The sequence below is a fragment of the Bradyrhizobium barranii subsp. barranii genome, assembly GCF_017565645.3.
Lineage (GTDB): Bacteria > Pseudomonadota > Alphaproteobacteria > Rhizobiales > Xanthobacteraceae > Bradyrhizobium > Bradyrhizobium barranii.
Window position 1 is genome coordinate 3,265,475 of sequence record NZ_CP086136.1, and the last position, 24,872, is coordinate 3,290,346.

Sequence of the window (24,872 nt, forward strand, 5' to 3'; positions counted from 1 at the left end):
CCGGGCAGCCGGGATATGAGGTCGTCGGCCATGGCGTTCGGCGCACAATTTTTATCCGATTTCCGCGCGGCCAGGGTGACGCCTACCAATCTCGTTCTGAACGTCACTCTGAAATGCCCGCTCAAATGTTCGCATTGCTGCTTTTCATCTGACATGTTTCACGGCGGGCACCTGTCCGCCGCGGACGTTCATCGTTGCATTCAGCAGGCCGCACAGATCCCGTCGATGGAGATCATCCATTTCGTCGGGGGTGATCCGATGCTGCATGCGGATATCGTTGCCGACGCCGTGGCACTGGCCGCGTCGCTGGGCTTGCGCGCGGGTATCACCACGAGCGCGTTCTGGGCCAAGTCGCCCGCGCGCGCAACGGCGGCTGTTCGGCAATTGCGCGCGGCCGGGCTCACCGAAATGACCTTGTCTTACGACGATCCCCACGCCGAGTTCGTGCCGCTGAATTTCATTGCCAACGCGGTCGCGGCTGCGCGCGAATGCGGCCTGCTGCTTCGGATCGCCGTGGTGGTCGAGGCGGGTTCGAAGATCACCGCCGCCAGCCTGCGCGCCGATCTCGATCTTCAGGACGAGCCCGGCATCAACATCTATGAGACCGTCGCCAACTCGACCGGACGCGGCGAGGGCACGGACGAGGACACGCAGGCGGGGCGCGTTCGCCACGCCTCGGCCTATCGCGGTCCCTGCGAGTCCGTTCTCCACACCGTCACGGTCGATCACGAGGGCGGCATCCGGCCCTGCTGCGGCGTGCTTCCCCATTACGACTCGCTGAAGGTCGGCCACATCGCGAAGGAAGGGATCGAGGCCGCGATGCGGGCGGCCGCGGACGATCCGCTCTACAGATGGATCAGGCTCGAGGGACCCGTCGCCATCCTCGCCGCAGTCACGGCCGCCGATCCCGTGCCGATGCGCGTTGAGGATTTCGACGGCATCTGCACCGCCTGCGACCGCATCTTCCGCTCGCCAGAGCTGCTGGCGCGCGTGCGCGAAGCCGCCGAAGCGCGCCGCGGCCAGATCGAAACCTGCGAAATCCTGCTGGACGGGCAAGCCGCATCGGCCAACCTCGTGGCCGCACAATGAGCGTCGATGTCCTCTTCTGCTCGGCGCCGGTAATGTCCGTGGTGCGGCCGTCGGCGGCGCTCGGCCTGTTGCAGGCCCTGCTGCGGCAGAAGGGCATTCGGGCCAAGACGCTCTATCTGAACCTGCTCTTCGCCGACCGCATCGGGCTCGATCCGAACGAGCAGCTTGCGGAGAAGCTGCCGAGCCACCTCCTCGCCGGCGATTGGCTGTTCGGCGATTGCCTGGGCGTGCGGCCGGACCGGCCGCAGGCGCAACGTCATCTGAGCGAGCTCAGCGCCGCCATCGAGCGCAAGGGGCTGGACCAGCTCTACGAGATCCGCCGCAGCCTGATTCCGTCCTTCGTGGCGGAAGCGGCCGACCGGCTGCTCGAACGCACCCCCAAGATCATCGGCTTCACCTCGATGTTCGAGCAGACGGCCGCTTCGCTCGCGATCGCGGCCGCGGTCAAGGCGCGCGATCCGTCCGTCGTCGTCTGTTTCGGCGGCGCCAATTGCCATGGGCCGATGGGCGCGGTGCTGCTGAAGAACTTTGCGCAGATCGACTATGTCTTCAACGGCGAGGCCGATACCGTGTTCGGGCCGGCCGTCGAGGCAATCCTGCGCGGCGAAGCGCCCCGCGGCCTCCCGGGATGCCTGTCCCGCGACCAGCCGGCTGCTGGCGCAGCAGCCGGTCCGACCGCGATGGATGCGCTGCCGATTCCCGACTACGCCGACTATTTCGCGCAACTGCCCTGGATGTCCGAAGCCGCGCGCGTGCGTCCCTCTATTCCGTTCGAGTCCTCGCGCGGCTGCTGGTGGGGACAAAAGCATCACTGCACCTTCTGCGGCCTCAACGGCGATGGCATGGCGTTCAGGGCCAAGTCGGCGCCGCGCGTGCTCAGCGAGATCGAGACCCTGCATGCGGAGTTTGGCATCGGCCGCTTTGCCGCGACCGACAACATCCTGGGCATGTCCCATATCGACGGCGTGCTGGGCAGGCTCGCCGAACGCCCGGCGCACGGCTTTCGCTTCTTCTACGAGATCAAGGCCAATATGGACGAGGCGCAGCTCGAGAAGCTGGCGCTCGCGGGAACGGTCTGGTTGCAGCCCGGCATCGAGAGCCTGTCGGATCCGGTGCTGCATCTCATGCGCAAGGGCGTGAGCGCGCTGCTCAACCTCCGCCTGCTGCGCAATTGCCGCGAGCTCGGCGTCGGGCTGGTCTGGTCGATCCTGTACGGATTTCCCGGCGAGCCCCGCGACGCCTACGACGCCGTCGCAAAAATGGTTCCGCTGCTCGAACATCTTCAGCCGCCGGTCGGCTGCGGCCGTATCCGGCTCGACCGGTTCAGCCCCAATTTCGAGCGCGCCGCCGAGATCGGATTCCGCAACGTCACGCCGATGCCGGCCTATGGCGCGATCTACGATGTCCCTGACGAGGATCTCTTCGATCTCGCTTATTTCTTCGAGGGCGACGCACCCGATGCCGCGCGCGAGCAGGATCTGGTGTCGCTCAAGGCCGCGAGCGCGGCCTGGCGTGCGCGCTGGTTCGATCAGCCCTTTGCGCCGCAATTGACGATGACGGCGGTCGGCACGGCGCATCTCGTCAGCGACACCCGGGCCTGCGCGCTCCAGCCGTTCTATTGCCCGACACCGGCCGAGATCGCCGTGCTCAATCTGCTGCGCAATCCCTGCACGCGACTGAGCGTCATTGAACAGCTTGCCGATCGTTTGGATGCGGCATCAGTCGAGGCCGCACTGGATACGATTCTGGCGCGACGGTTCGCGATCGAAATCGACGGCAGAGTGTTGTCGCTCGTCACCGAGGCCGGCAGGGAGATTTTTGACGCCGACGCCCGCGCCGAATTTCCACTCGGATTCGTCCTGCCACGCGAGCGTATCGCGCTGCCGGAAGCAGACGGGTTGCTCGCGGCCTTGACGAATGCCCGCGACGAGCCGGCTGACCTCGAACGGGTGCAGCCATGACCGTCGAAGTCCGCCCCCTCGGCGACAAGTGCAACATCAAGTGCCGCTACTGCTATCAGGAGGGCATCCGCACCGCCGGCAACGTGCCGACGCGTTACGATCTCGATGCGATCATGGCGACGCTGGACAGATTGGCGGAGCCCTTCAGCCTGTTCGGCGGCGAGATCATGCTGACGCGCCGGCCCGATCTCGAGCGCCTGATGCAGCTTGGCTTCGACCGCCATGGCGGCGTCGGCATGCAGACCAACGGCACGCTGATCGAGGAGCGCGACATCGAGCTCTTCAGGAAATACCACGTGCGCATCGGCATCTCGATCGACGGGCCGGGACCGCTCAACGATGCCCGCTGGGCCGGCAGCCTGCCGGCGACGCGGCGTGCGACGGCGCGCATCGAGGCGGCGATCGAGACGCTGTGCCGGGAGGGCATGCCGCCGAACGTGATCGTGACGCTCAACCGGATGAACGCCACGCCGGCTCGGCTCGGCGTGCTGTGCGAGTGGATCGGGTTTCTCGGCAGCCTTGGCGTGCGCAAGCTGCGCCTGCACCTGCTGGAGCAGGACGAAACGGAAAGGGGCGAGGGTCTCGCGCTCACCGCGCAGGAGAACCTTGCGGCTTTGAGGCGACTGCGCCGGCTCGAACAGGAGCTGCCGTCGGTTCAGTTCGACATCTTCGCCGAGATGGCCGCGATGCTCAGGGGCGATGACGCGCAGACCTCATGCGTCTTCCACGCCTGCGATCCCTATGCAACGCGCGCCGTGGTGGGTGTCGAGAGCGATGGCCGGCTCGGCAATTGCGGCCGCACCAACAAGGATGGTGTGACCCATCTGCGTGCCGGCCGCGAGGCCTTCGAGCGCCAGCTCTCGCTTTACAGGACGCCGCAGGCCGATGGCGGATGCGAGGGGTGCCGGTTCTTCCTCGCGTGCAAGGGCAATTGTCCGGGCACCGCGATCGACGGCGACTGGCGGATGCGCTCGATCGATTGCCCGGTGTGGTTCGGCTTGTTCGAGGACATCGAGACCGAGCTTCAGGCGAACGATGAGGTCGCGATCAGCCGGTCGGAGCGCCGGTCCGATCTCGAAGCGAAGATGATCGCCGCCTGGTCGATCGGTGACAATCCGACCCTGCATTCATTGCTCCAGCAGGCGGACGCACCATGACGTCCGCCTGGCCGACCTGCTGGCTGACCTGGCCCCGTCCTCCGCTCGCGGCCGCACCGCGGGAGCCGGCCGTCGCCAAGGCAGTGACGCAGCGCATCAGCTTCACTGGCCCGCAGGCGCGCGCGCTCTGGCAGCCGCGTCTGGATCGCCTCAGGCATGCGGCGCTAGCGATCGAATTCGAGATGGTGCGCCGGAAGCGCATCCCGGCCACGCTGGTGTGGACTGGCTATGATGGCATCGACGCCCTGACCGAGCGGGCGCGCGCGATTGGCCTCGAGGCCAAGCCGGTCAAGGCGTCGCTCGGCTATGCCGCCGACTGGCCGCTTGAGGCATCGATCGCCGAACCGAAGCGGCTGCTCGACTATGCGTTCCTGATCGGCGCCGCGCCGCTCGACACATCGATCGCTGAGCCCGCGCCGGACGGCCTGGAGCAGGCCGCGATACGGTTCGGCTATCCCGCATGCTGCGCAAGGTCCTGGGCGGACTATCTTGGGCGCGGCGGAAGCGATCCGTTGGCCGGCATCCTCGCGCGCGCGGACAAGGCGGCCGTACCTGCTCATGTCGCGCTCGCGGTTCTGGGACTGGGGCCGGTGAGACACGCGCCTTGTTCTGCCGACTGTTCCACTACGCGCGATCTTTCGCGTGAGTTCATCGATCTCGGCCGCCAGCTGGGATTGGCCGAGGAAATGAGTTGGCTGGAAGAGATGGCGGATTGGACGATGGGGGCGTCGCTGGTCAATGGCATTGCCGAAATTGCGACGGCCGCCTTCCGCTGCACATGGCTGTCCGACGAGGGCACACCGTCGCATCGGCGGCCTCGTCAGCGCGCGGCGGCGGCGCACCTGGACAAGCGAAAGGCCGCAGCGGTCGAGCCCGCGGACAGCGCCGGTATCCTCACCGAACTCGGCGGCGGATTTGAAGCGGCCGGTTTCGAGAACCCCTTCGCCATGCGCTCGCGCTTCAGCACGGTGGTCTGGGAGCAGACCGCTGCGCTACGCCGCGCGGGATCGGCCGTGCATGTCGGATGCGGCGATGGCTTGCTGCTGGAATTGATCGCGCAGACGAGGCCAAAGCTGAGATTATACGGTGCCGAGGAAGATGCCGCGCTAGCTGAAGCCGCGCGCCGGCGCCTCGGTGCGTCATTGCCGGTGCTCGGTGGGACAAGCATCGCGGCGATTGCGGCGCTGTCGCGTCTCGCGCCTGATGGCGTCGACCTCGCTTTCGTCGATCCGGAACGGCTTGGCGGCCGCGAAGCGCTTGCCGCTGTCCGCGCGATCGCGAAATCAGTGATCGTGATCGGCACCGACCGATCGCTGCACCGGCTTGGGGATATGGACACGCTTGCGGCATCGATGGGATTTGCCTTGCTGCCTGGACGCGCAGGGCGGGTCTCCGCGGCCCTCTCGGCGACGAGTGGTCGTCCGCACTGACCGGTTCGAAGGAGAGATCGCCATGGACGCGACGTCGATTGACTGGGAACGCACAGCACGACCGCAGGCCGACGGCTACGATACCGCCGTCGCCCTCGGCCTGATCGAAACCGAGCCGACGCCGTGGCGGCCGCTGCCGCCGCAGCGTCCCCCGGTGAACGGCGCACCGGCCATCGCGGAGGGTAGGGTTGCCCTGCGCACGGAGGATCCGCTGCTGCCGGCGCCGCGGTTTGTCCCCGACGCGCAAGCCGTCCCTGCGCTGGAGCAGGCGCTGCATTACGTCCGCCGCTGGCCGCTCGCTGCGAAACAATGGCCTGATATCGTGCACACCATCCAGTGCTATCACGACACCGAGCAGCCGACCGAGGGGCCCGGCCGGCTCGGCTCGGCCAGCCACTCGGTCGACGCGCGGTTCGGCGTCATCGGCCTCACGGTCAATTGCCCGCTCGCGGCCGCGCAGGCGATCGTCCATGAAATGGCCCATCACAAGCTCCGGGCATTCGGCGTCGCCAACGAGAATGCGATCCGGATCATCAGCAATCCGCAGGACGAGCTCTATCCCAGCCCGATCGTGGTCGACCGGCCGCGTCCAATGACCGCAGTGCTGCACGCGCAATATTCGTTCATCCACGTCACCCAGCTCGACGTGCACATGCTGGAGCAGGAAGACGACCCGCAAGTTCGCAGCGACATCCGCGCACTGCTCGCGCGCAATGCGTCGCGGATGGAGCAGGGGTTCGAGACCCTGCGGCAGCATGCCCGCACCGATGCGGCCGGCCGGGCGTTTCTCGGCGCGTTCTTCGCCTGGTGCAGCGACGTCCTGGCGAGCAGCCGGACGATGCTTGCCAGCGAGCGCGTCTGATTGCCCGCTCTGCCCAGGACCGGGTTCCAGCCCTAAACGCCAGCTAAGCGGTTTGAGGCGACTTTCGGCTGTGAATGCCGGTTCCACGGCCGATCGGCGCTGCATTGCGGCGACAGTTTGTCCTTTTTACCGGGGTGCAAGACGAACGCGCTCTGGTACACTGGGACGAAGCAAAAAAGGGATTCCATGAACGTACCGCAGCGCTGCAACGTATTGATGCTCTATCCGCTCTTCCTCGCGGAGTCGTTCTGGAGCTTTGGCGAATCCTGCGAGCTGATGGGTGTGAAGCGACCCGCGGCTCCCCTCGGCCTGATCACGGTGGCCGCGATGCTGCCGAAGGACTGGACGGTCCGGCTGATCGACTGCAACACCCAGCCCCTTGGTGACGAGGATCTCGCCTGGGCCGATGTCGTGTTCACCGGCGGCATGCTGCCGCAGCAGGCCGATACGCTGCGCCTGATCGAACTCTGCCGCGCCGCCGGCAAGCCGGTGGTCGTCGGCGGACCCGATCCGACGTCGAGCCCCCATGTCTACGAACGGGCCGACTTCCGGGTGCTCGGCGAGGCCGAAAGCGTCATCGACGAGTTCATCGCGGCCTGGGAAAGCGGGGCCCGCTCCGGCGTCTTCACTGCGCCGAAATTCCAGGCCGACGTAACAAAGACGCCGGTGCCACGCTTCGATCTCCTGAAGTTCGAGGACTATCTCTACCTCGGTGTGCAATATTCGCGCGGCTGTCCGTTCACCTGCGAGTTCTGCGACATCATCGAGCTCTACGGCCGTGTGCCGCGCACCAAGACGGTCGAGCAGATGTTTGTCGAGCTCGAGACGCTCTACCGGATGGGCTATCGCGGCCATCTCGACTTCGTCGACGACAATTTCATCGGCAACAAGAAGTCGCTGCGGCAGTTCCTGCCCCAGCTCGCCGAATGGCAGCGCGCGCACGGCTATCCCTTCGAATTGTCCACCGAGGCCTCGGTCAACCTGGCCGACGATCCCGAGCTATTGGAGCTGATGGGCGCGGCCAATTTCTTCGGCATCTTCGTTGGCATCGAAAGTCCGGACCCTGCAACGCTGGTCGCGATGCGGAAGAAGCAGAACACGCGGCGCAACATCGCCGAGAGCATCCACAAGATCTATGCCGCCGGCATGCTCGTCACCGCGGGCTTCATCGTCGGCTTCGACACCGAGAAGGTCTCGATGGCGGAAGCGATGATCGATTTCATCGAGGAGGCCGCGATTCCCGTCGCCATGGTCGGCCTGCTCTATGCGTTGCCGAACACGCAGCTCACGCGCCGACTCGAGCGTGAAGGCCGGCTGCATCCGGGCCACGATCTGGCGCCGACCATCGGCGCCGATCAGTGCACGGACGGCATCAACTTCGATCCGGTCCGCCCGTTGCGCGACATCCTGACGGACTACAAGCGGGTGCTGGAGCACATCTACAGCCCCGCCGCCTACGCAGGACGCGTCGACCGCCTGATGACGCTGCTCGACCGATCCAGGCAGCGCCCCGAGCTCGCCGAGGGCGACATCCGCTCGCGGGTCGGGGCGATGGAGACGGTGCACCGCGTTGTCACCGCCCTTCCCGAAGCGCGCGGGCCGCTGTGGCAGACCTTCATGAACTGCGCCAAGCGCGACACGTCATCGGCACGGATCGCGGTGCAGATGATTGCCGCCTATGCGCATCTCGGGCCGTTCTCGCGCAAGGTCATCGAAGCCATCGACGGGCGCCTCGCTGCGCTCGATGACGAGACGGTCATCCCGACCGCTGAGACGCTCGACACCACCGCAGCTCGGCACCTGGCCTGAAGGCTTACTTCACCGCCAGCCGCAAGAAGCTCATGACGCTGCCGAGCGCGGCAAAGCCGGCGCCGAGGGCCAGCGCGACGGTTGCGCCGTCGTGGCCGGCAAGCGCAAAGCAGAGGGCGGCGAGCGCCGCGCCCGTGGTCTGCCCCGTCAGGCGTGCGGTCGCGACGATGCCAGAGGCGCTGCCGCTGCGGTGCGGCGGCGCGCTCGACATCACCGCTTTCATGTTCGGCGCCTGGAAGAAGCCGAACCCCATGCCGCAGATCACCATCCGCCAGATGATGTCGGGGATAGCAGGATTGGACGGGAGCATCGCGAGCAATGCCATGCCGAGGCCGAGCAGCACGAGCCCGATGCCGCCGAGCAGGCCGACGGCATGGCGGTCGGAGAGTCGCCCCGCGATCGGCGCCATGATGCCGACGACGAGCGGCCAGGGCGTCATGAAGAAGCCGGTCTCGACCTGCGAACGCCCGAGCACGTCCTCGAAATAGAACGGCAGCGAGACGAAGGCGAGGCCCTGCACGGCGAACGAGCACACCGCCGTCGCCGCCGACAGCGCGAACATCGGCCGGCTGAACAGGTCGATCGGCAGCATCGGCGCGGGATGGTCGGCATGCCGGCGCGTCAGGATGAAGCCGAGTGCGAGGGCCGTGATCAGCTCGATTCCCACGACGACAGGCGACAGATTGTGCGCGGCGCTGCCGATGCCCGTGATGAACAGGCCGAGGCAGGCGGACGCAAGGACCGCGCCGAGAAAATCAAAGCCGTGATCGGCGCGCGGCGTCTTCGGCAGCATTGCAAAGCCGATCCCGATCGCGACGAGGCCGAAGGGAATGTTGACAGCGAACAGCCACGGCCACGGGCCGACTGCGAGGATGGCAGAGGCGATCGATGGACCGATGGTGAAGGCGGTCGCGACCACGAGCGCGTTGTGACCGAAACCGCGGCCGAGCATTCGGCCGGGATAGACGAAGCGTACCAGCGCCGTGTTGACGCTCATGATGCCGCTGGCGCCCAGGCCCTGCAGCGTGCGCGCGACCAGCAGGCTGTCCAGCGACCATGCCACCGCGCAGAACAGCGAGGCGATGGTGAACAGGATCAGGCCGCCGAGATAGATGCGCTGGTGCCCGACGATCTCGCCGAGCGCACCGAGCGGCAGCAGGGTTGCCACCAGCGCGATCTGGTAGACATTGACCACCCAGACCGATTGCTCCGGCGTGACGTGCAAATCGGCGGCAATGGCTGGCAGCGCGATATTGGCGATCGCAGTGTCGAGGGAGGCCATCGCCAGCGCGGTGAAGATGGCGGCGATCGCCCAGCGCCGCTGCGTGGCCGGAAGGCCGTCGGCAATGGGATGATCGGGCTCGCGCGCGGCGGCAGGTAACGTGATTGTCATTGCCTGGCGCGTTGCTCCGGCGGCGTGGTGAAAGTGGACTTTCGGCATGTACTACGCCGATGGCCGCTTCCACAGGCATATGCTTGCATGCTGTGTATGCGCGAAGGTCAGGCGATGCGGCCGGTGGCTAGCGTATGATCGCGCCAGCTGCTGCAATCTTGGGGGATCATCATGCAAATCGTCGTTCTACCCGGTGACGGCATCGGACCGGAGATCACGACCGCGACATCGGGCGTGCTGCGCGCGGCCTCCGAGCGCTTCCAGCTCAATCTGCGCCTGGAGGAGCACGCGGTCGGGCATGCGAGCCTGAAGCAGTTTGGCACGACGGTGCGCCCCGAGCTGCTCGACATCGTCCGCGCCGCCGACGGCCTGATCCTGGGGCCGACCGCGACCTTCGACTTCAAGGACGAGGCCCATGGCGAGATCAACCCGTCCAGGCACTTTCGCAAGAGCCTCGACCTCTACGCCAATGTCCGGCCCGCGCGCACCTATGCGGGGCGGCCCGGTCGGCTCGGCGAGTTCGACCTCGTCGTCGTGCGCGAGAACACCGAAGGGTTTTACGCCGACCGCAACATGGAGCAGGGCAATGGCGAGATGCTGGTCACGCCCGACGTCGTGATCTCGTTGCGCCGGATCACGCGCCTCTGCTGCGAGCGTATCGCGCACGCCGCCTGCCGTCTCGCAATGAAGCGACGACGACATCTCACCATCGTGCACAAGGCCAATGTGCTCAAGATCGGCGACGGCATGTTCCTCGACATCTGCCGCGCGGCGGCGAAGGGCTATCCCGGCCTCGAAGTCGACGACATCCTGGTCGACGCCATGATGGCGCATGTCGTGCGCAACCCCGATCGCTTCGACGTCATCGTCGCCACCAACATGTTCGGCGACATCCTGTCCGATCTCACGGCCGAGCTCTCCGGCAGCCTCGGCCTCGGCGGCTCGCTCAATGTCGGTGATCGCTATGCGATGGCGCAGGCGGCACACGGCTCGGCGCCTGACATCGCGGGGCAGGACGTCGCCAATCCGGTCTCGCTGATCCTGTCGACCGCGTTGCTGCTGGCCTGGCATGGCGAGAAGAGTGGCGCCGTCCGCTACGAGGAAGCCGCGCGTGCGATCGAAGCCGCGGTGGCGAAGGCGATCGGCGAAGGCAGGGCGACGCGCGACGTCGGCGGCAAGCTCGGCACGATCGCCGCAGGTGCTGCGATTGCGGAGATCTTGCAGGCGGAGTGAGCCATCGTCGCGGATGCCTGCGATTTTTTTGGGGGCCAACACAAAACTCGAAAAACAACCCCATGCACAGTAGAAGGCTCCTTGATCGATAAGGGATTTTCGGAGCGCGTCGCGACGACCTTCGTGACAGTGATCACGTTGACCCGTCGGGCAAAACACTGGCATGATGCTATCGTGCCAGCGGTCGGGGACAAGGGCGCATTCTCATCATGCGCGACGTCCGCTTCCTGACGTCCAGTGGCCCGTCTCCTCTGGCCCGCTTGAGCCAGATCAAGACTCACCCCGCGGCGCCGCCGGACCTTTCCATCAACGCATCCATGGAAAGGGCGGCCCATATGACAACCCTGCTCAGGGAAATCCGGGATACACCTCTGCTCTGGATGCTGGTCTTCGTGCCCATCGTGCTGGTGGCGGAGGCGGTCGCCCCGCATTCCCACACGCTGCTGTTCGTGCTCGCCGTGCTTGCGATCGTGCCGCTGGCGGCGCTGCTCAGTCACGCCACCGAAGCGGTCGCCGCCAGAACCGGCGATGCCGTGGGTGGGCTGCTCAACGCAACGCTCGGCAATCTGACGGAGCTGATCATCGCCATCACGGCGCTGCGGGCAGGCGAGTACATGCTGGTGAAGGCCTCGATTGCCGGCGCGATCGTCACCAACGCGACATTCATGCTCGGCGCCTGCCTGCTGCTCGGCGGCCTGCGCTACCACGTGCAGGAGTACAACCGCGCCGGCGCGCGCCTGTCGTCCGGCCTGTTGCTGATGGCGACAGTCGCCCTGCTGGCCCCCTCGGCAGTCGCCGACCTCGAGCATTTGCCGCAGGACGGAGGCGTCATTCACAAGCTTAGCGTCGGCATTTCAGTCCTGCTGATCGCGGCTTACGCGCTTGGCCTGTGGTTCTCGCTCGGGACGCACAAGGAATTGTTCGCAAGCGCCGATCACGGCGAGCAGGAGGAAGCGCACTGGCCGATCGGGCTAGCCGTTGGGACGCTGCTGGCCGTCACCGTGCTGGTGGCGCTGGTGAGCGAGATCTTCGTGGAATCGGTGCAGAAGGCGGCGGAGACCTTCGGCATGAGTCCGGCTTTCGTCGGGTTCATCATCGTTTCGCTGGTTGGCGCCGCTGCCGAATTTGCAGTTGCCCTTGCCGCTGCGCGCAAGGACCGCCTCGACATGGTCGTCAGCATTGCGCTCGGCAGCGCCTCCCAGATCGCGCTGTTCGTTGCACCCGCGCTCGTGCTGCTCAGCTATGTCGTGGGACCGACGCCAATGAACCTTCAGTTCTGGCCTGGCGCCGTTACCATGGTGATGATCGCAACAGTCACGGCGACCTTCATCACCACCAGTGGACGCTCGGCATGGTTCGTCGGCGCCCTGATGATCTTCATCTACGCGGTGTTCGCGCTGACGCTGTATGTCGTCCCGCCGGCGGGCGAGGGATGAGGTGCACTCGCCCGCCGGCACAGGGGTGAATTGGCCCATCGGAGAATGGCGGCCCGTGGCGAGCCATCCTCCTAAGCGGCGAATACGTTTCCCGCTAGTAGGCCCAGTAGCTGCCGGTGGGCGGGCAGTTGTCGCCGCCATAGCCATAGCCGTAGTTGCCGCCGCTATAACCGTAATACGATGCGGCCGGGTAGCCGTAGCCATAGGCGGGATAACCGCCAGAGTAGCCACCGTAGTACCCGCCATAGCCGCCGTAATAAGCGCTCCGCGCGATTGCGCCGCCGACGACCGCGCCGGCGGCCACACCGTAACCGAGGCCGCGATAGCCCTAGCCGCGATAACCCCAGCCGCCGCGGTAGCCCCAGCCGACGCCGCGATAGCCGTAGCCGCCGCCGCGCCAGCCGCCGACCCAGCGCACTTCGGTGGTGGTCTGATCGACCATCGATTTCATCGTCGAAAGATGCGTCGGGATCGGCCCGGCCTGAGCGATTGTGCCTGATAGCAGGGCGCCGGCTCCGGCGAGAACGAAGGTACGCAGGGAATTCGAGGATGTCATGATCGATCATCTCCTTGGCTTACGGGCGGCGCTTTCTGCGCGGCCGTACCCATTCCGGGATGGCAATGCCGCGGCGGGTTTGATCCAGATCAAGCGTCGACGGCGTATCCGGCCTGGACCTCGACGGGATCAATGTGCGATGCCGTCGGTAAGCGCGCTCAGGCTCCTTGCGGGCGGCTACTTCAAGTCGACCGTATCTTCCGCGATGATTTCTTCGTCGAATCCGGTCGTCCGCAACACGCGCACCGCGGCACGTTTGGCGCCGGCGAACTGATTGCGATCGACGTCCACCTCGGGAGTGGGACGACTCACTGCGATCGTGTCCCACGTCGACTTGTTGTCCGGCTTGACCTGGACCGAGTAGGTCACGCCGGCGACGGGCTGCAAACCGCCGAGCTGGTCGATCTTCAATGGCCGCCGGCTGGCTGCCGCAGCCCCGGCAAGCTCAAGTCCGAAGGTGGCGCCTGCGGTCGGCCCGGGAGGTGCCGCCCCGGCCTCGTACCGGCTGATCTCCTTCCCCTTGAGCTGGAGGCTTACCGACTTCATGCCGCTCACCCGCGGAAGGTCCGCCTGAATCAGACCGACTTCGTTCGGCCGGTCGGGTTCAGCAGATGACCGGCGGATCACGACTGGCTCACGGTAGACTTCCTTGCCGGTGCCGTCGTAAGCCACGAGTTCCACATCCTTGTCGGTGGCGGCGTCCGACGCGATGGTGGAGACCGACGGGTTCACATACATGACTTGCCGTCACCAGCGGTCTTGTTGATGGTGGCGACGACGTGAACGAATGATCCGGTCTTGATTTCGGTCTTCATCGGATCCTCCTAGGCGACCGGCGGACCGAGGGCGTCCTCTTCCAAAAGCCGGGTCATTATCGCCTGGTAAGTGTACGCCGATAGCCACTGGTTGTCTGCATAGGTCATCACGTCGTGATATGTGAGCCCCGGCAACGCAGCGGTCGGCAAGCCGAGTTCGTGATCCCCGGTGTCGACACCGACATATTTGTTGTCCGGCTTGCTGATACAGCCGTTCTCATAAGGGAATGTCGGATCGCTCGCGTCCTGCGCGGCGGGGGGAAATCCCGGATGAAACCGGCCGAACGTATGTCCGAGTTCGTGAGCACCGTACCAGTCGGCGTATGACGCGTCGCGATCGCCGGCAAAGCCGTTCGGCACGCCCGCGGGTCCGGAAGCGACGGTGTCCGGCTGGGGCGTGCCCGGAATGGCGAACGCCTTTCCTCGCATGAAGTTGTTGGACGCGTTATCGTCGACGAGACCGTAATAGTGCGTGCGCGGGTCGACGCCGCTGCTCACCTCGCGGCTTCGCAGCGCGGCGATCTGGGCATTGGCGAGATCGACCGTCGAGTCGTCGAACGGCGCGGCAAAATCCGCGTCCACCACCATGTGGGACCATTCGAGCGCGGCGACAGAGAGCTGGCCCCGGTTGTTTGGACAGCGCCCCGCTGGATTTAAGTGGATTCCTGCCGGGTTATGCTGAACGCGGGGCTTTACGGTTTTGTCGTTGCGTCGGGAGGGCGTAGCCCGACCAGAGCGACGACAAAACCGTCGGCGACGGTCATGCGGCCATCACCATAGCTTGCGTGCCGAAGTAAGCCTCGTCGGGCGTGCGCCCGTCAAGGCTCGAGTGAGGGCGTCCCTGATTGTAGAAGGCCAGATACTTGGCAATTGACGCTCGCGCCTCGGACACGCTGTCGTAGGCGCGGAGATATACTTCTTCGTATTTGACCGTGCGCCAGAGCCGCTCGACAAACACGTTGTCGCGCCAGGCGCCCTTGCCGTCCATGCTGATGGCGATCTTCGCGTCCAGCAGCACATCGGTGAACTCGAGGCTGGTGAACTGGCTGCCCTGATCCGTGTTGAAAATCTCGGGCCTGCCGTGCTTCGCCAACGCCTCCTGGACCGCTTCGACGCAGAAGGCCGCCTCCATTGTGATCGAGACGCGATGGGCCAGGACCCGTCGGCTGAACACATCGACGACCGCCGCGAGATAGACGAAGCCACGCCGCATCGGAATGTAGGTGATGTCCATTGCCCACGCATGGTCGGGCCGCTCGATCTTCAATCCGCGCAACAGGTACGGGTAGATCTTGTGACCCGGAGCCGGCTTGCTCGTGTTCGGGCGACGATAGACCGCCTCGATCCCCATGCGCTTCATCAGCGTCGCGATGTGGCGGCGACCGGCGTATACGCCCTCCCGCCGCAGCAACGATCGCAGCATACGCGCTCCCGCGAAGGGATAATCGAGATGCAGCTCATCGAGCCGACGCATCAAGGCAAGGTCCTCGGCCGAAACTGGCCGAGGTTCATAGTAGACCGTGCTGCGAGCCAGCTTCAGGACCTTCGCCTGGCGCACGATAGAAAGATCATGATCGCGGTCGATCATCGCTTTGCGCTCAGCAGGCCCGCCTTGGTGAGCGCGCCGGACAAAAAATCGTTTTCCAACGCCAGCTCGCCGATCTTGGCATGTAACGCCTTCAAATCGACCGGCGTCTCGGCCGATGTCTTGTCATGCCCAAACACGCCGGCGGCGCCTTCCAGGAGCTGGTTTTTCCAGATCGTGATCTGGTTCGGATGAACATCAAACAGTTGCGCCAGCTCCGCCAGTGTCTTGTCGCCTTTGACCGCAGCCAAAGCAACCTTCGCCTTGAATGCCGGAGAATGCGTCCGGCGGCTCTTCTTCGTCATCTTCGCTCCTGATTCGCAGCAAGAATCCTCGCCGCTGTCAGGCAGAAAATCCACTCAAGCTACTGTCCGAATTTGCGGGGCCAGCTCTACAGGATAGGCGCGGTTGAGAAACGACCTGAGATACGAAAAGTGGACCGCAGCGGGGGTGACGGTCGTCGTGCCCGCTTTGTATCGAAGACCGATCACCCGGATGCGCAGCGGCGGCGCCGCCGTGAATGTGACGGGCGCGATGTTGAACGCCGCCGCCGGAAGGTCGCCGCCTCCGGGCTGAAAGATGCGGCTGATGCGCAAGCTGAGTGTGCCCGCGCCGATGGCCGCGGCCGGCAGGCGGAAGTTCAGGCTCTTGTCGATGTCTTCCCGCTGTTCGCGGAGACTGAAGGGCGAGGCCGGGTCCACCCGAAGCGAGTTGAGGGCCGGGACGAACGTGTCGCCTCCGCCGCTCCGGCTCCACGCAATTTCCGCGGTGATCTGACCGGGCTGCGACACCGAAGTCGGTTCAAGATAGAGGCGAACGAGCGTCGCCTTATCGGCGACCAGCGGCACCGAATTCGTCACGTCCTGAACGCACTGGACGATCTCGACGCCGCGCACCTGCACGCCGGTCTGCGGCTGAGCAAGGCCGAGCGGGCGGCGCTTGCGAGGTTTGAGTCTGGGAACGCCCGAGCCGCGATGCACGCACATCATGCACATGGTGTTGTTCCGGCTTTGATGACCCGTAACGCGAGCTTCGCTTTGTCGCGTGGACTTTAGGTCTACATTGATAATATACTACTCGCTATAATTGAATAAAGCCAACCCTGCGGATCGGTCATTTGGACGCAGCGCGGTTGACATAGCCTGTTGTCGGAGCCAGTCGCGAAAGGCTCCCGCACAGCAAGTTCTGCGGCGAATTATTTGCGCGGAGGACGTTCGATGCTGCATCGCTTTCAGTCGCGTGGGCTCGGCGCGGCAGCTGCTCCGCAGAGCACCGCGTCGCCACGTTCGGAGTTCGAGCCGATCGAGGACGTCCGCGCCTCGTTCATCGACAAATTCCAGAGGCGGCGGATCGAGGCCGGCGAGAAGCCCGCCGCCGTGAGGCGCAGCCTGAACGGACAGCCGATGGACGAGCCTGAGCATCCGCGCTGATGGCCTCGCGGCAGCTCTCGTGCGCCGCCTCCGTTTTTGGACAATCCCTTTTGATATCGAGGCCAGACGATGATCGATCCGAACGCAATTGCAGCGCTGAAAGTCCATCCGCCGATCGGCGTTGCCCGCGTTGGCAACGCGCAAGGCGCCGGCGACTACGTCATCGGCCCCGAGACGATCGGCGGTGCGCCGAGCTTGCCCGGCACGACGCCGGAGCAGCCGGCTCGCTTTGTCGAGGACTTTCGTACCGCGAACGGAGAGATCAAGCGGCAAGCCGCGCGCTTCCGCATCTACGCCCACATGAAGGACGGCAGTGTGCAGGAGGTGACCGCTGCATCCGCGAAGATCGAGTGGCGCGTCTGCATCGCAAACCTCAAGGCCGGCTGGTACGAGTTCAACCAGGCAATGGACCTCGGCCCGCTGAGCCAGAACGCGCTGCAGCGAAATCGCGAGCTGGTTTTGCCGGACGCCAGGTGGAAGCTCGACATCACGCCAACCCCGCGAAGCATCGCAGGGCAGGGGGCTGGCCCGATCAGGCTGGACGATGGCGCGTTCTGGGGTTCGCCGGTCTATCTCGGCGAGCTTCGTACCGACGAGGAGGGGCGGCTGATCTTCCTCGGCGGCAATGGAGTTTCGCGGCCGTTCCGCAAAGGGACCCGGCCCCTGACTTTCGCCAACAATCCAGGTTGGCACGATGACGTCAGCGACGGGCCGGTGCGGGCGCAAGTGACATTTGCGGGGCATGCACCGATCGATGCGGAGCCCGGCTATGTCTGCGTCACGCCGCCGAATTACGCGCCGGGGCTGTTCGGTCTCGTCACGATGGACGACGTGGTGCGGGAGGTGTTCTACGACAAGGGCTGGATTCCACGACCGATCAAGACCTCGTTCGTCAACGACGTGCAACCGATCTTTCAGCGCCTGACCGGACTGCAATGGGTCAACCACGGGCTCTTCGTCATTCATGGCTTTGGCTCGCCGCTCGACGCGCAGAATGCGCAAGTCCGCGCCAAGCTCAACGACGCGTCTGCTGCGAATGCGGCGTGGCGCGCGGCCGTGCTGGCGTTGTTTCGCGATCCAGGCGCGGGCGGCGCACTGATCGAAGATCAGATAGCGCAGGTGTTCGGCGATGCGGTCGACCAATTCTTCGAAGGTCCGCCGAAGCCTTCGAATTTGCTGCTTGCCGTGACGAAGACCCAGTACGCGCACCTCAAGCGCTGGGCTGCTGGAACATTCGACGCCGACGGGCCGTCGCGCCAGCCGGCGCAGGCGCAGGACTTCGATGCCCTGGCTCCCGAGGACCAGGTCAAGCATCTCGAGCGCGCATCCTTGCACGATTGTCTCGGCGGCCCATTCCATCCCGCGATGGAGATGACATGGGTGATGCGGATTCCGCTGATGTGGGCATCGGCGTATCGGCTGAAGGTCCTGGCCGGTGAGCAACCAGCGCGGCAGAACTTCGGGGGTACTCTCACGCCGGCGGCCTGCACCGGCGCGAACGGCCCACACGACGGTGTTGCCGCAGGCTGCCTCACCCGTTTCCTCGGCGTGCCCTGGCAGACCGATCATACCTCGTGCAATTCGGCGGCCGACTACTTCCCGTCGACGTTCCTGTCGATGCCGACGTTCTGGGGACCGCGTGCCCCGGATCAGGTTCTGGCAGACGGAAACTATCTGCGTGCGGCCGCCATCGCGCCTCTCGGCCAGGCGACGCAACAGCAGACCTTCAAGCACCTGATGAACCGGGTCGACTGGTTGCGCGACATCCGCGGCAACGATTACTATGACCGCCTGTCGAACATGATTGCGGAATGGTCCGAGCTCGGCATGGTGTTGCCGGTGAAGAACGCGCCCGCATCTCTGCCGGTGCAGGATCTGCGGGTCGAGCAGGGACGCCGCGACAACAACGGGCCGATCGATGTCACGGCCGATCCGAAGTACCACGCGGTCGAAGACATGGAGAGCCTTTTCTTGCCGCAGACGACAGCAGGCCTGGCGCAGCGGCGCGGCGTACGCAAGACGGCTCCCCCGCCGAAGCGGACCTATCGTCCGGGCGAGATCTGATCTTGGACGTGCTGCGCACCGACTGTTTCGTGGTCGGCGCGGGGCCTGCCGGCTTGACCGCCGCACGCCTGCTGGCCCTTAGGGGTCGCACGGTTATTGTCGCAGATTCCGGCGTCACACCGACGACGCGGCTTGAGCTCCTTGCTCCGGCCTCGCTCGTCACTGTCGCGGCGGTAGGACTTGAACATCTGCTCGACGATCCGGCGATCGCCCGAGCCTGTCTCGGGATTCGGCGAACTCACCGTTCGGGCGCGTCGGACTACGAGGACTTTCTGCGTCATCCCTGCCGCGTCGGGTATGTGGTCGATCGCGCCCGTTTCGACGAGCGCCTTCGCGACGAGGCTGTCGCCGTCGGGGTTATGCTCGCTGGAGTGAGCGGGACGATTTGCGCATACCTTCCCCACTGGGCTCAGGAAACGCCGGACCGCGTCTTTCTCGCGCAACGAACCCGCGACAATGCATGGCAGTCGATCAGCTATGGCGAATTCTGGTCTCGAGTGCGCTCGGTCGGGCAGGCGCTGATTGATCGGGGTGGCGCAGCGGGCGATACGCTGGCCATCCTGTCCGGCAATTCGATCGAGAATGCGGTGATCCAGTTCGCCGCGATGTCGATCGGTCTGCAGGTTGCGCCGATCTCGCCAAGCTACAGTCTTCTGCCAGGTGGCCTCAGCCGCATCGAAGACATCGCGAAGGTCCTCACGCCGAAGTTTGTGTTTGCCCAGAAGGCGGATCCCTTCGTGCAAGCCCGTGCCATCCCCGGCTTTGCGCAGGCCGAATGGATAACGGCGGAAGAGGCGGCGGATACCACGCCGCTGTCGGAGCTATCCGCCGCGACACCGGGTCACGCGTTTGAGGCGGCGTTCGCAGCACTCGGACCGGAGACCGTCGGCAGAATCCTGTTCACGTCGGGATCGACCGGCTCTCCCAAGGGAGTGATCAATACCCATCGCATGATGTCGAGCGTGCTGCAGATGGCCGCTCAGGTCACGCCGGTCTCGCAGCCCCTGGTTCAGATCGAATGGCTGCCCTGGCATCATACCATGGGCTGCAACGTCATACTGAATGGGGTTCTGAAGAACGGCGGCTCTCTCTATATCGACGATGGCCGACCGACGCCCGAAGCGTTTCATCGAACAATCGCCAATCTGCACGACGTTTCTCCGACGGCCTCATTCAATGTCCCAACCGGTTACGCGTTGTTATGCGCCGCGCTCGGCGAGGATCCAGACCTGAGGCAGAAGTTCTTCCATCGCATCGACAGAATGATTTTCGGGGGCGCGGCGATCCCGGCGTCCGTAATGGCAACGCTTCAGGAATATGCAATCGAAGTCCGCGGCGAGCGAGTTCCGATTTTGGCCGGATACGGTGCCACGGAAGCCGGGCCGACCATCTGCGTGTCTTATCGACCGTGCGAAGCGCCGGGAGAGATCGGCTTGCCGGCACCCGGCATCGAACTCAAGCTGGTTCCGGCGATGGACGGTTACGAGGCGCGGGTCCGTGGCCCGAACGTCATGCCCGGTTATCTCGGATTACCCGAATTGTCCGCGGCAGCATTCGACGAAGAGGGCTTCTATCGGGTAGGCGACGCGGTCTCGTTCATCGATCCCGCCGATCTCTGCCGCGGCCTGAGGTTTTCCGGGCGTCTCTCGGAGAATTTCAAAATGATGACAGGCACGTGGGTGCTCGTCGGCGAGCTGCGTGCCGCCATCCTGAACCGGATGGGCGGCGTGCTGCAGGATCTGGTGATCGGAGGCGAGGGCCGCGATTCTCTCGTCGCGCTGGTATGGCTCAATCCGGACCGTGCAAGGCGACATGCTAACGGCGCAGCAGGCGCGGATTCCGGTGACACCCTTTCATTGGATTCCGGCGTTCGCGCATACGTCCATCGGGTCTTGACCGAGCATAACCTGGCGGCAGCGACCAACGCGCGGATATCGGCCGTTGCCATCCAGATCCAGCCGCTGTCGCTCGCGGCAGGCGAGACAACGGACAAGGGCTACATCAATCAGCGCGGGGTCCTGAAGAGCCGTTCCGCCATTCTCGACAGTCTCTATAGCGGAGCAGCCTCGCCGCACATCATCCGGTTTGCCTCTCATCCACGCGCGTTGTCGACGGCAGGAAATGCAGTCACGTCGACTGATGCATGACCAGAGAGCCCGGCCGCCGACCTTCCGAGCGTGTTTCTTAAAGGGACCGCCTCTGCGTCATTGACGGCGGCGACGCCAGTAGATGTGGACGAGTGTGCGGCGAACGCCGCAACCCCAACGCGCCGCCGCGGCGATGCCGCAGCCGGCCCTGCCTTTCATTCAACCCGCGAAGCCCAAATTCTCACCATTGGCCTCGGCCTGCTCATTTCGGCGGCTTGGAATATGTATAGTCATGCGGTCCATCATCGCGGCCGCAACATCACGTCAGTCAACACCGAGGTCGGCCCCGATGTGATCCTGATGGACGAGCCGTTCGGCGCTCTCGATGCCCAGACCCGTATGGTGATGCAAAGCGATCTCCAGATGTTGTCGATGGAAGCCGGCGCCACCGCTAGGTCCAAAGTCAGAGCGCAAAATAAACGGTCATCGCTGTAACGATCAGGCCCAGCACAACGGCGAGCACCAGTTCTGTCTTGATGCCGCCGGCGGAATGAGATTGTGCATCGTCAATCATTCGGCCAGTCCTGATGAAGCGAAAGAGCGAAATCACGATGATTGCGATCCCGATCGCGATCAGCGCGAGGCCGTCATAGTGACTGAACGCTCCCGTGAAGCGATCGAATTGCAGTCGAGACCCGATCTCCGTCCTGTTGGCTTCGGCGATTGTTCGGACGAAGAGGTTGAATTTCTCGACGACAAAGCCAAACGCGATGATCGCGATGCCCGTCCTGACCCAGGCGAGAAAAGTCCGCTCGTTTGCCGCGTGGTCTGAGTATCTCTCGATCATCGAGACCTCTCTGGATGTTGTCGATGGGTTTCGTTGCGCTCTACCCATCCTACGGCTGGCCCTAAAACTGATACCTCCGCAACCCTCCATCCACCGGGATCACCGTGCCCGTGATGTACCTTGCCACCGGTGAGGCCAGAAACACCGCGAGCGCCGCGAGGTCCTCCGGCTCGCCCCAATAGCCGACCGGGATTTCTTCCTCGGCAAAGCGCTCGCGATAATCCGGCGGGTAGTTGCGGCGGATCTGCTCGCTCATGATGCGGCCGGGCGGGATGCAGTTGATGGTGATGCCGTGCTCGCCGATCTCGCGCGACAGGCCCTTGGCCCAGGCGTGCACGGCGGCTTTTGCGGCGAACGCAGCGTTGAGGCCTTCCGGCTCGGACTTGCCGGTGATGTTGACGATGCGGCCCCATTTGCGTTCGATCATCTGCGGCAGCAGCGCGTGCGCGATGCGGCGGTAGCTGGTGAAGTTCAGCGCGATCGCCTCGTCCCATTTGCTGTCGGGCGCATCGACGGGAAGGGGGCGGCTGCCGCCGGCATTGTTGACGAGGATGTCGACATGGCCGATCTCTTTGAGCGCAAAGGCCGCGATGTTCTCCGCGGCGTCCTTGGCCATCACGTCCTGCTCGAACGGCGTGATCAGGCCGGAGCCGACTTCTTTCACCAGCTCGGCAAGGAGATCAGTGCGCCGCGCCACGCCGACGACGCGGACGCCTTCGGCAGCCAGGCCCTTGGCGATGGCGCGGCCGATGCCGATGCTCGCGCCTGTCACGACTGCGGTTTTCGATTTGAGCCCGAGGTCCATGGTCACACGCTCTCTTGTTTGCTTTTTGCTTCTTGTCGTTCGTTTCCTGCCCGTCCCGCCGGCTTCGCGAATTGCCTGAGCGGGACGAGCAGTGGTAACCAAGAGCCTCGACGAAGGAAACACGAAAAAGAAAAGGCGTTGAGCAATGGTCTGGGATCCGCAGCAATATCTGAAATTCTCCGGCCATCGGCTTCGGCCCGCCGTCGACCTCTTGATGCGGATTCCGGATTTCGCCCCGCGCGCGATCGCCGATCTCGGGGCAGGGGCCGGCAACGTGACAAAATTGATCAAGGAACGCTGGCCGGACGCGACCGTGACCGGTGTCGAGGGCTCGGCCGAGATGGTGGCCGCAGGCCGCAAGGCGGCGCCGGATGTGGAATGGTCGCACGAGGATCTCGGCCATTGGCGCCCCGCCAGGCAATACGATTTGATCTATTCCAATGCCGCACTGCACTGGCTGCCCGATCATGCGGTGCTGTTTCCGTCGGTCATGGAGAAGGTGACGCCCGGCGGCATGCTTGCGGTGCAGATGCCGCGCAACTTCCTCGCGCCATCGCATGTGCTGATCGGCGAGACGGCGCTGAACGGCCCGTGGCGGTCAAAGGTCGAGCATCTCGTTACCCCGCCGCCGGTCGAAGGGCCGGCCTTCTATCATGATCTACTCGCGCCGCTTTCCCAGAACGTCGACATCTGGGAGACCGAGTATCTGCAGGTGCTCGAAGGCGACAATCCCGTGAAGGAATGGACCAAGGGGACCTGGTTGACGCGCTATCTCGACATCCTGCAGGGCGATGAGAAGGCCGCGTTCGAGGCCGCCTATGGCGAGCGGGTGGCGAAGGCCTATCCGAAGAATGCCGCGGGGCAGACGCTGTTTCCGTTCCGGCGTCTGTTCATGGTCGCCCAGCGCAAGGGCTGATCGCACTGCCGCAATGCGACATAAACCGTTCGCAACCCGGGACTGGAAGCGGGTCCCGGGTTGCGCGGACAACAGCCATCAAGCTAGCTTGCCTGTGGCAAATTGGGCTTAGGTCTAGTTGTTCGGGTGGTGGATTGCTGCCACTACTGGGCTGCAAACCGGGCTGCAAAACAAAAAGAACCCGGTTTTAGAGGTTGTTGGGAGGTTACTTCATGCGCAAGCTGCTTCTTGCGGTCGCCGCCGCAGCTATTCTCGTGGCCCCAGCCGTGGCACAGGCCCAGAGCCCTGTTGTCATCAAGTTCAGCCACGTGGTCGCCAACGACACCCCGAAGGGCAAGGGCGCGCTGAAGTTCAAGGAACTCGCCGAGAAGTACACCGACGGCAAGGTCAAGATCGAAGTCTATCCGAACTCCTCGCTCTACAAGGACAAGGAGGAGATCGAGGCGCTCCAGCTCGGCTCGGTGCAGATGCTGGCGCCCTCGACCGCGAAATTCGCGCCGCTCGGCATCAAGGAATTCGAGGCGCTCGACCTGCCCTGGCTGTTCAAGGACGACGAGACCTATTCCAACGCGATGAAGGGCACGATCGGCAAGTGGCTGTTCCAGAAGCTCGAGGCCAAGGGCATCACGGGGCTCGCCTATTGGGACAACGGCTTCCACATGGTGTCGTCGAACCGCACGTTGATGAAGCCTGAGGATTTCAAGGGCCTGAAATTCCGCATCTCCGGATCGAAGATCGCCGACCAGTATTTCCGCCTGATGGGCTCGATCCCGCAGATCATGGCGTTCTCCGAAGTCTACCAGGCGCTCCAGACCGGCGTGGTCGACGGCTGCGAGAACACCGCGTCGAACTACCTGACGCAGAAGTTCTACGAGGTGCAGAAGGACATCACCGTGTCCTATCACGCGCATCTGCAATATGCGGTCATCGTCAACTCGAAATTCTGGTCCGGCCTGCCGCCTGACATCCGCGCCCAGGTCGCGAAGGCGATGGTGGATGCAACCGAGTACACCAACCAGATCGCGCACCAGGAGAACGAGGACGCGCTGGCCGAGATCAAGAAGGCGGGCAAGACCAAGCTGCATTATCTGACTGACGCCGACCGCAAGGCGTGGCAGGAAGCGATGCGGCCGACTTATACATGGGCAAAGGGCCGGGTCGGGCAGGAGGTGCTCGATCTCGTCGCCAAGGAACTCGACGTCAAGATGAACTGACGCGTTTTCCGCAAGGACAATACGAACGGTCGGGAGTGTGCGCACTTCCGGCCGTTTCGCATCGATAGGGGGACTTTGATTTGCTTCGCGTGCTCAATCAGGCGCTCAACCATCTCGAAGAATGGCTGATCGCGACGCTCATCGCGGCTGCAACCGGCTTGATCTTCATCGCCGTGGTGCACC

Annotated in this window: 23 protein-coding genes; 14 read left to right on the forward strand and 9 right to left on the reverse strand. The window is 64.5% G+C overall.

The features are described from left to right. The first annotated feature begins 30 nt into the window (after positions 1 to 30). The 6 genes from J4G43_RS15715 (at position 31) to J4G43_RS15740 (ending at position 8,308) form a co-directional block, all read left to right on the forward strand. On the forward strand, positions 31 to 1,089 hold the full coding sequence (locus tag J4G43_RS15715) for a radical SAM/SPASM domain-containing protein (protein ID WP_208089331.1): 1,059 nt from the start codon (positions 31 to 33) through the stop codon (positions 1,087 to 1,089). Beyond that, complete coding sequence (locus J4G43_RS15720) at positions 1,086 to 3,050, forward strand: RiPP maturation radical SAM C-methyltransferase (protein ID WP_208085368.1); 1,965 nt, start codon at positions 1,086 to 1,088, stop codon at positions 3,048 to 3,050. The genes J4G43_RS15715 and J4G43_RS15720 overlap by 4 nt, the downstream gene beginning before the upstream one ends. Then, on the forward strand, positions 3,047 to 4,207 hold the full coding sequence (locus tag J4G43_RS15725; RefSeq protein ID WP_208085370.1) for a radical SAM protein: 1,161 nt from the start codon (positions 3,047 to 3,049) through the stop codon (positions 4,205 to 4,207). Before J4G43_RS15720 ends, J4G43_RS15725 begins: the two co-directional genes overlap by 4 nt. Further along, entirely contained in the window at positions 4,204 to 5,637 is a 1,434-nt protein-coding gene (locus J4G43_RS15730; RefSeq protein WP_208085372.1) for a hypothetical protein, read from the forward strand. Before J4G43_RS15725 ends, J4G43_RS15730 begins: the two co-directional genes overlap by 4 nt. A 22-nt stretch (positions 5,638 to 5,659) precedes the next feature. Continuing rightward, on the forward strand, positions 5,660 to 6,499 hold the full coding sequence (locus J4G43_RS15735) for an aKG-HExxH-type peptide beta-hydroxylase (protein WP_208085373.1): 840 nt from the start codon (positions 5,660 to 5,662) through the stop codon (positions 6,497 to 6,499). 186 nt (positions 6,500 to 6,685) lie between these two features. Continuing rightward, positions 6,686 to 8,308 (forward strand): B12-binding domain-containing radical SAM protein, encoded by a 1,623-nt coding sequence (locus J4G43_RS15740; protein WP_208085375.1) that lies wholly within the window; start codon positions 6,686 to 6,688, stop codon positions 8,306 to 8,308. Positions 8,309 to 8,312: 4 nt separating this feature from the next. Here J4G43_RS15740 and J4G43_RS15745 read toward each other — a convergent pair whose 3' ends face one another. After that, a complete protein-coding gene (locus J4G43_RS15745; RefSeq protein ID WP_085404484.1) occupies positions 8,313 to 9,701 on the reverse strand; it encodes an MFS transporter in 1,389 nt (462 codons plus the stop codon). Between the two features lie 171 nt (positions 9,702 to 9,872). Between J4G43_RS15745 and J4G43_RS15750 the strand changes: the two genes are divergently transcribed. Both J4G43_RS15750 and cax read left to right on the forward strand, forming a co-directional pair. Then, a complete protein-coding gene (locus J4G43_RS15750) occupies positions 9,873 to 10,934 on the forward strand; it encodes an isocitrate/isopropylmalate dehydrogenase family protein (protein ID WP_208085377.1) in 1,062 nt (353 codons plus the stop codon). A gap of 335 nt (positions 10,935 to 11,269) precedes the next feature. Then, the gene (gene cax / locus J4G43_RS15755) at positions 11,270 to 12,370 is read left to right on the forward strand and encodes a calcium/proton exchanger (protein ID WP_071915984.1); all 1,101 of its coding nucleotides are present in this window, start codon (positions 11,270 to 11,272) and stop codon (positions 12,368 to 12,370) included. Between the two features lie 94 nt (positions 12,371 to 12,464). Here the strand turns inward: cax and J4G43_RS55960 are convergent, their stop codons facing one another. The 6 genes from J4G43_RS55960 to J4G43_RS15780 all read right to left on the reverse strand — a co-directional run bounded on the left by J4G43_RS55960 (position 12,465) and on the right by J4G43_RS15780 (position 16,321). Continuing rightward, positions 12,465 to 12,674, reverse strand: coding sequence for a hypothetical protein (locus J4G43_RS55960; protein ID WP_408581431.1), 210 nt, complete (start codon positions 12,672 to 12,674; stop codon positions 12,465 to 12,467). Positions 12,675 to 12,698: 24 nt separating this feature from the next. Further along, complete coding sequence (locus J4G43_RS55965; RefSeq protein WP_408581433.1) at positions 12,699 to 12,926, reverse strand: hypothetical protein; 228 nt, start codon at positions 12,924 to 12,926, stop codon at positions 12,699 to 12,701. Positions 12,927 to 13,103: 177 nt separating this feature from the next. Next, positions 13,104 to 13,664: a hypothetical protein gene (locus tag J4G43_RS15765; RefSeq protein WP_208085383.1), complete on the reverse strand. Its 561-nt coding sequence runs from the start codon at positions 13,662 to 13,664 to the stop codon at positions 13,104 to 13,106. 86 nt (positions 13,665 to 13,750) lie between these two features. Next, positions 13,751 to 14,329, reverse strand: coding sequence for a zinc metalloprotease (locus tag J4G43_RS15770; protein WP_208085385.1), 579 nt, complete (start codon positions 14,327 to 14,329; stop codon positions 13,751 to 13,753). A 172-nt stretch (positions 14,330 to 14,501) separates the two neighbouring features. Then, a protein-coding gene (locus J4G43_RS15775; RefSeq protein ID WP_129557670.1) for an IS3-like element ISRj2 family transposase occupies positions 14,502 to 15,631 on the reverse strand; the annotation gives its coding sequence in 2 pieces (ribosomal slippage) (positions 14,502 to 15,379 and positions 15,379 to 15,631; 1,131 coding nt in all). Positions 15,632 to 15,685: 54 nt separating this feature from the next. Then, a complete protein-coding gene (locus J4G43_RS15780; protein ID WP_208085387.1) occupies positions 15,686 to 16,321 on the reverse strand; it encodes a hypothetical protein in 636 nt (211 codons plus the stop codon). A 222-nt stretch (positions 16,322 to 16,543) separates the two neighbouring features. Here J4G43_RS15780 and J4G43_RS15785 point away from each other — a divergent pair, with 222 nt between their 5' ends. The 4 genes from J4G43_RS15785 to J4G43_RS15800 all read left to right on the forward strand — a co-directional run bounded on the left by J4G43_RS15785 (position 16,544) and on the right by J4G43_RS15800 (position 21,402). Next, positions 16,544 to 16,756, forward strand: coding sequence for a hypothetical protein (locus J4G43_RS15785; RefSeq protein ID WP_208085388.1), 213 nt, complete (start codon positions 16,544 to 16,546; stop codon positions 16,754 to 16,756). 69 nt (positions 16,757 to 16,825) lie between these two features. After that, on the forward strand, positions 16,826 to 18,820 hold the full coding sequence (locus tag J4G43_RS15790; RefSeq protein ID WP_208085396.1) for a LodA/GoxA family CTQ-dependent oxidase: 1,995 nt from the start codon (positions 16,826 to 16,828) through the stop codon (positions 18,818 to 18,820). An 8-nt stretch (positions 18,821 to 18,828) separates the two neighbouring features. Beyond that, the gene (locus J4G43_RS15795) at positions 18,829 to 20,967 is read left to right on the forward strand and encodes an AMP-binding protein (RefSeq protein ID WP_225005712.1); all 2,139 of its coding nucleotides are present in this window, start codon (positions 18,829 to 18,831) and stop codon (positions 20,965 to 20,967) included. Positions 20,968 to 21,027: 60 nt separating this feature from the next. Beyond that, positions 21,028 to 21,402 (forward strand): hypothetical protein, encoded by a 375-nt coding sequence (locus tag J4G43_RS15800; RefSeq protein ID WP_208085406.1) that lies wholly within the window; start codon positions 21,028 to 21,030, stop codon positions 21,400 to 21,402. On the opposite strand, the gene J4G43_RS15805 is transcribed toward J4G43_RS15800, so the two are convergent. Both J4G43_RS15805 and J4G43_RS15810 read right to left on the reverse strand, forming a co-directional pair. Continuing rightward, positions 21,371 to 21,754 (reverse strand): YidH family protein, encoded by a 384-nt coding sequence (locus J4G43_RS15805; RefSeq protein WP_028150113.1) that lies wholly within the window; start codon positions 21,752 to 21,754, stop codon positions 21,371 to 21,373. The genes J4G43_RS15800 and J4G43_RS15805 overlap by 32 nt on opposite strands. A 61-nt stretch (positions 21,755 to 21,815) precedes the next feature. Further along, positions 21,816 to 22,559 (reverse strand): SDR family NAD(P)-dependent oxidoreductase, encoded by a 744-nt coding sequence (locus J4G43_RS15810; protein ID WP_208085408.1) that lies wholly within the window; start codon positions 22,557 to 22,559, stop codon positions 21,816 to 21,818. A 145-nt stretch (positions 22,560 to 22,704) separates the two neighbouring features. Here J4G43_RS15810 and J4G43_RS15815 point away from each other — a divergent pair, with 145 nt between their 5' ends. Together J4G43_RS15815 and J4G43_RS15820 are read left to right on the forward strand one after the other, a co-directional pair. Continuing rightward, complete coding sequence (locus J4G43_RS15815) at positions 22,705 to 23,475, forward strand: methyltransferase domain-containing protein (RefSeq protein ID WP_208085410.1); 771 nt, start codon at positions 22,705 to 22,707, stop codon at positions 23,473 to 23,475. A 212-nt stretch (positions 23,476 to 23,687) separates the two neighbouring features. Continuing rightward, the gene (locus J4G43_RS15820) at positions 23,688 to 24,689 is read left to right on the forward strand and encodes a DctP family TRAP transporter solute-binding subunit (protein ID WP_208085412.1); all 1,002 of its coding nucleotides are present in this window, start codon (positions 23,688 to 23,690) and stop codon (positions 24,687 to 24,689) included. Positions 24,690 to 24,872 lie beyond the last annotated feature (183 nt).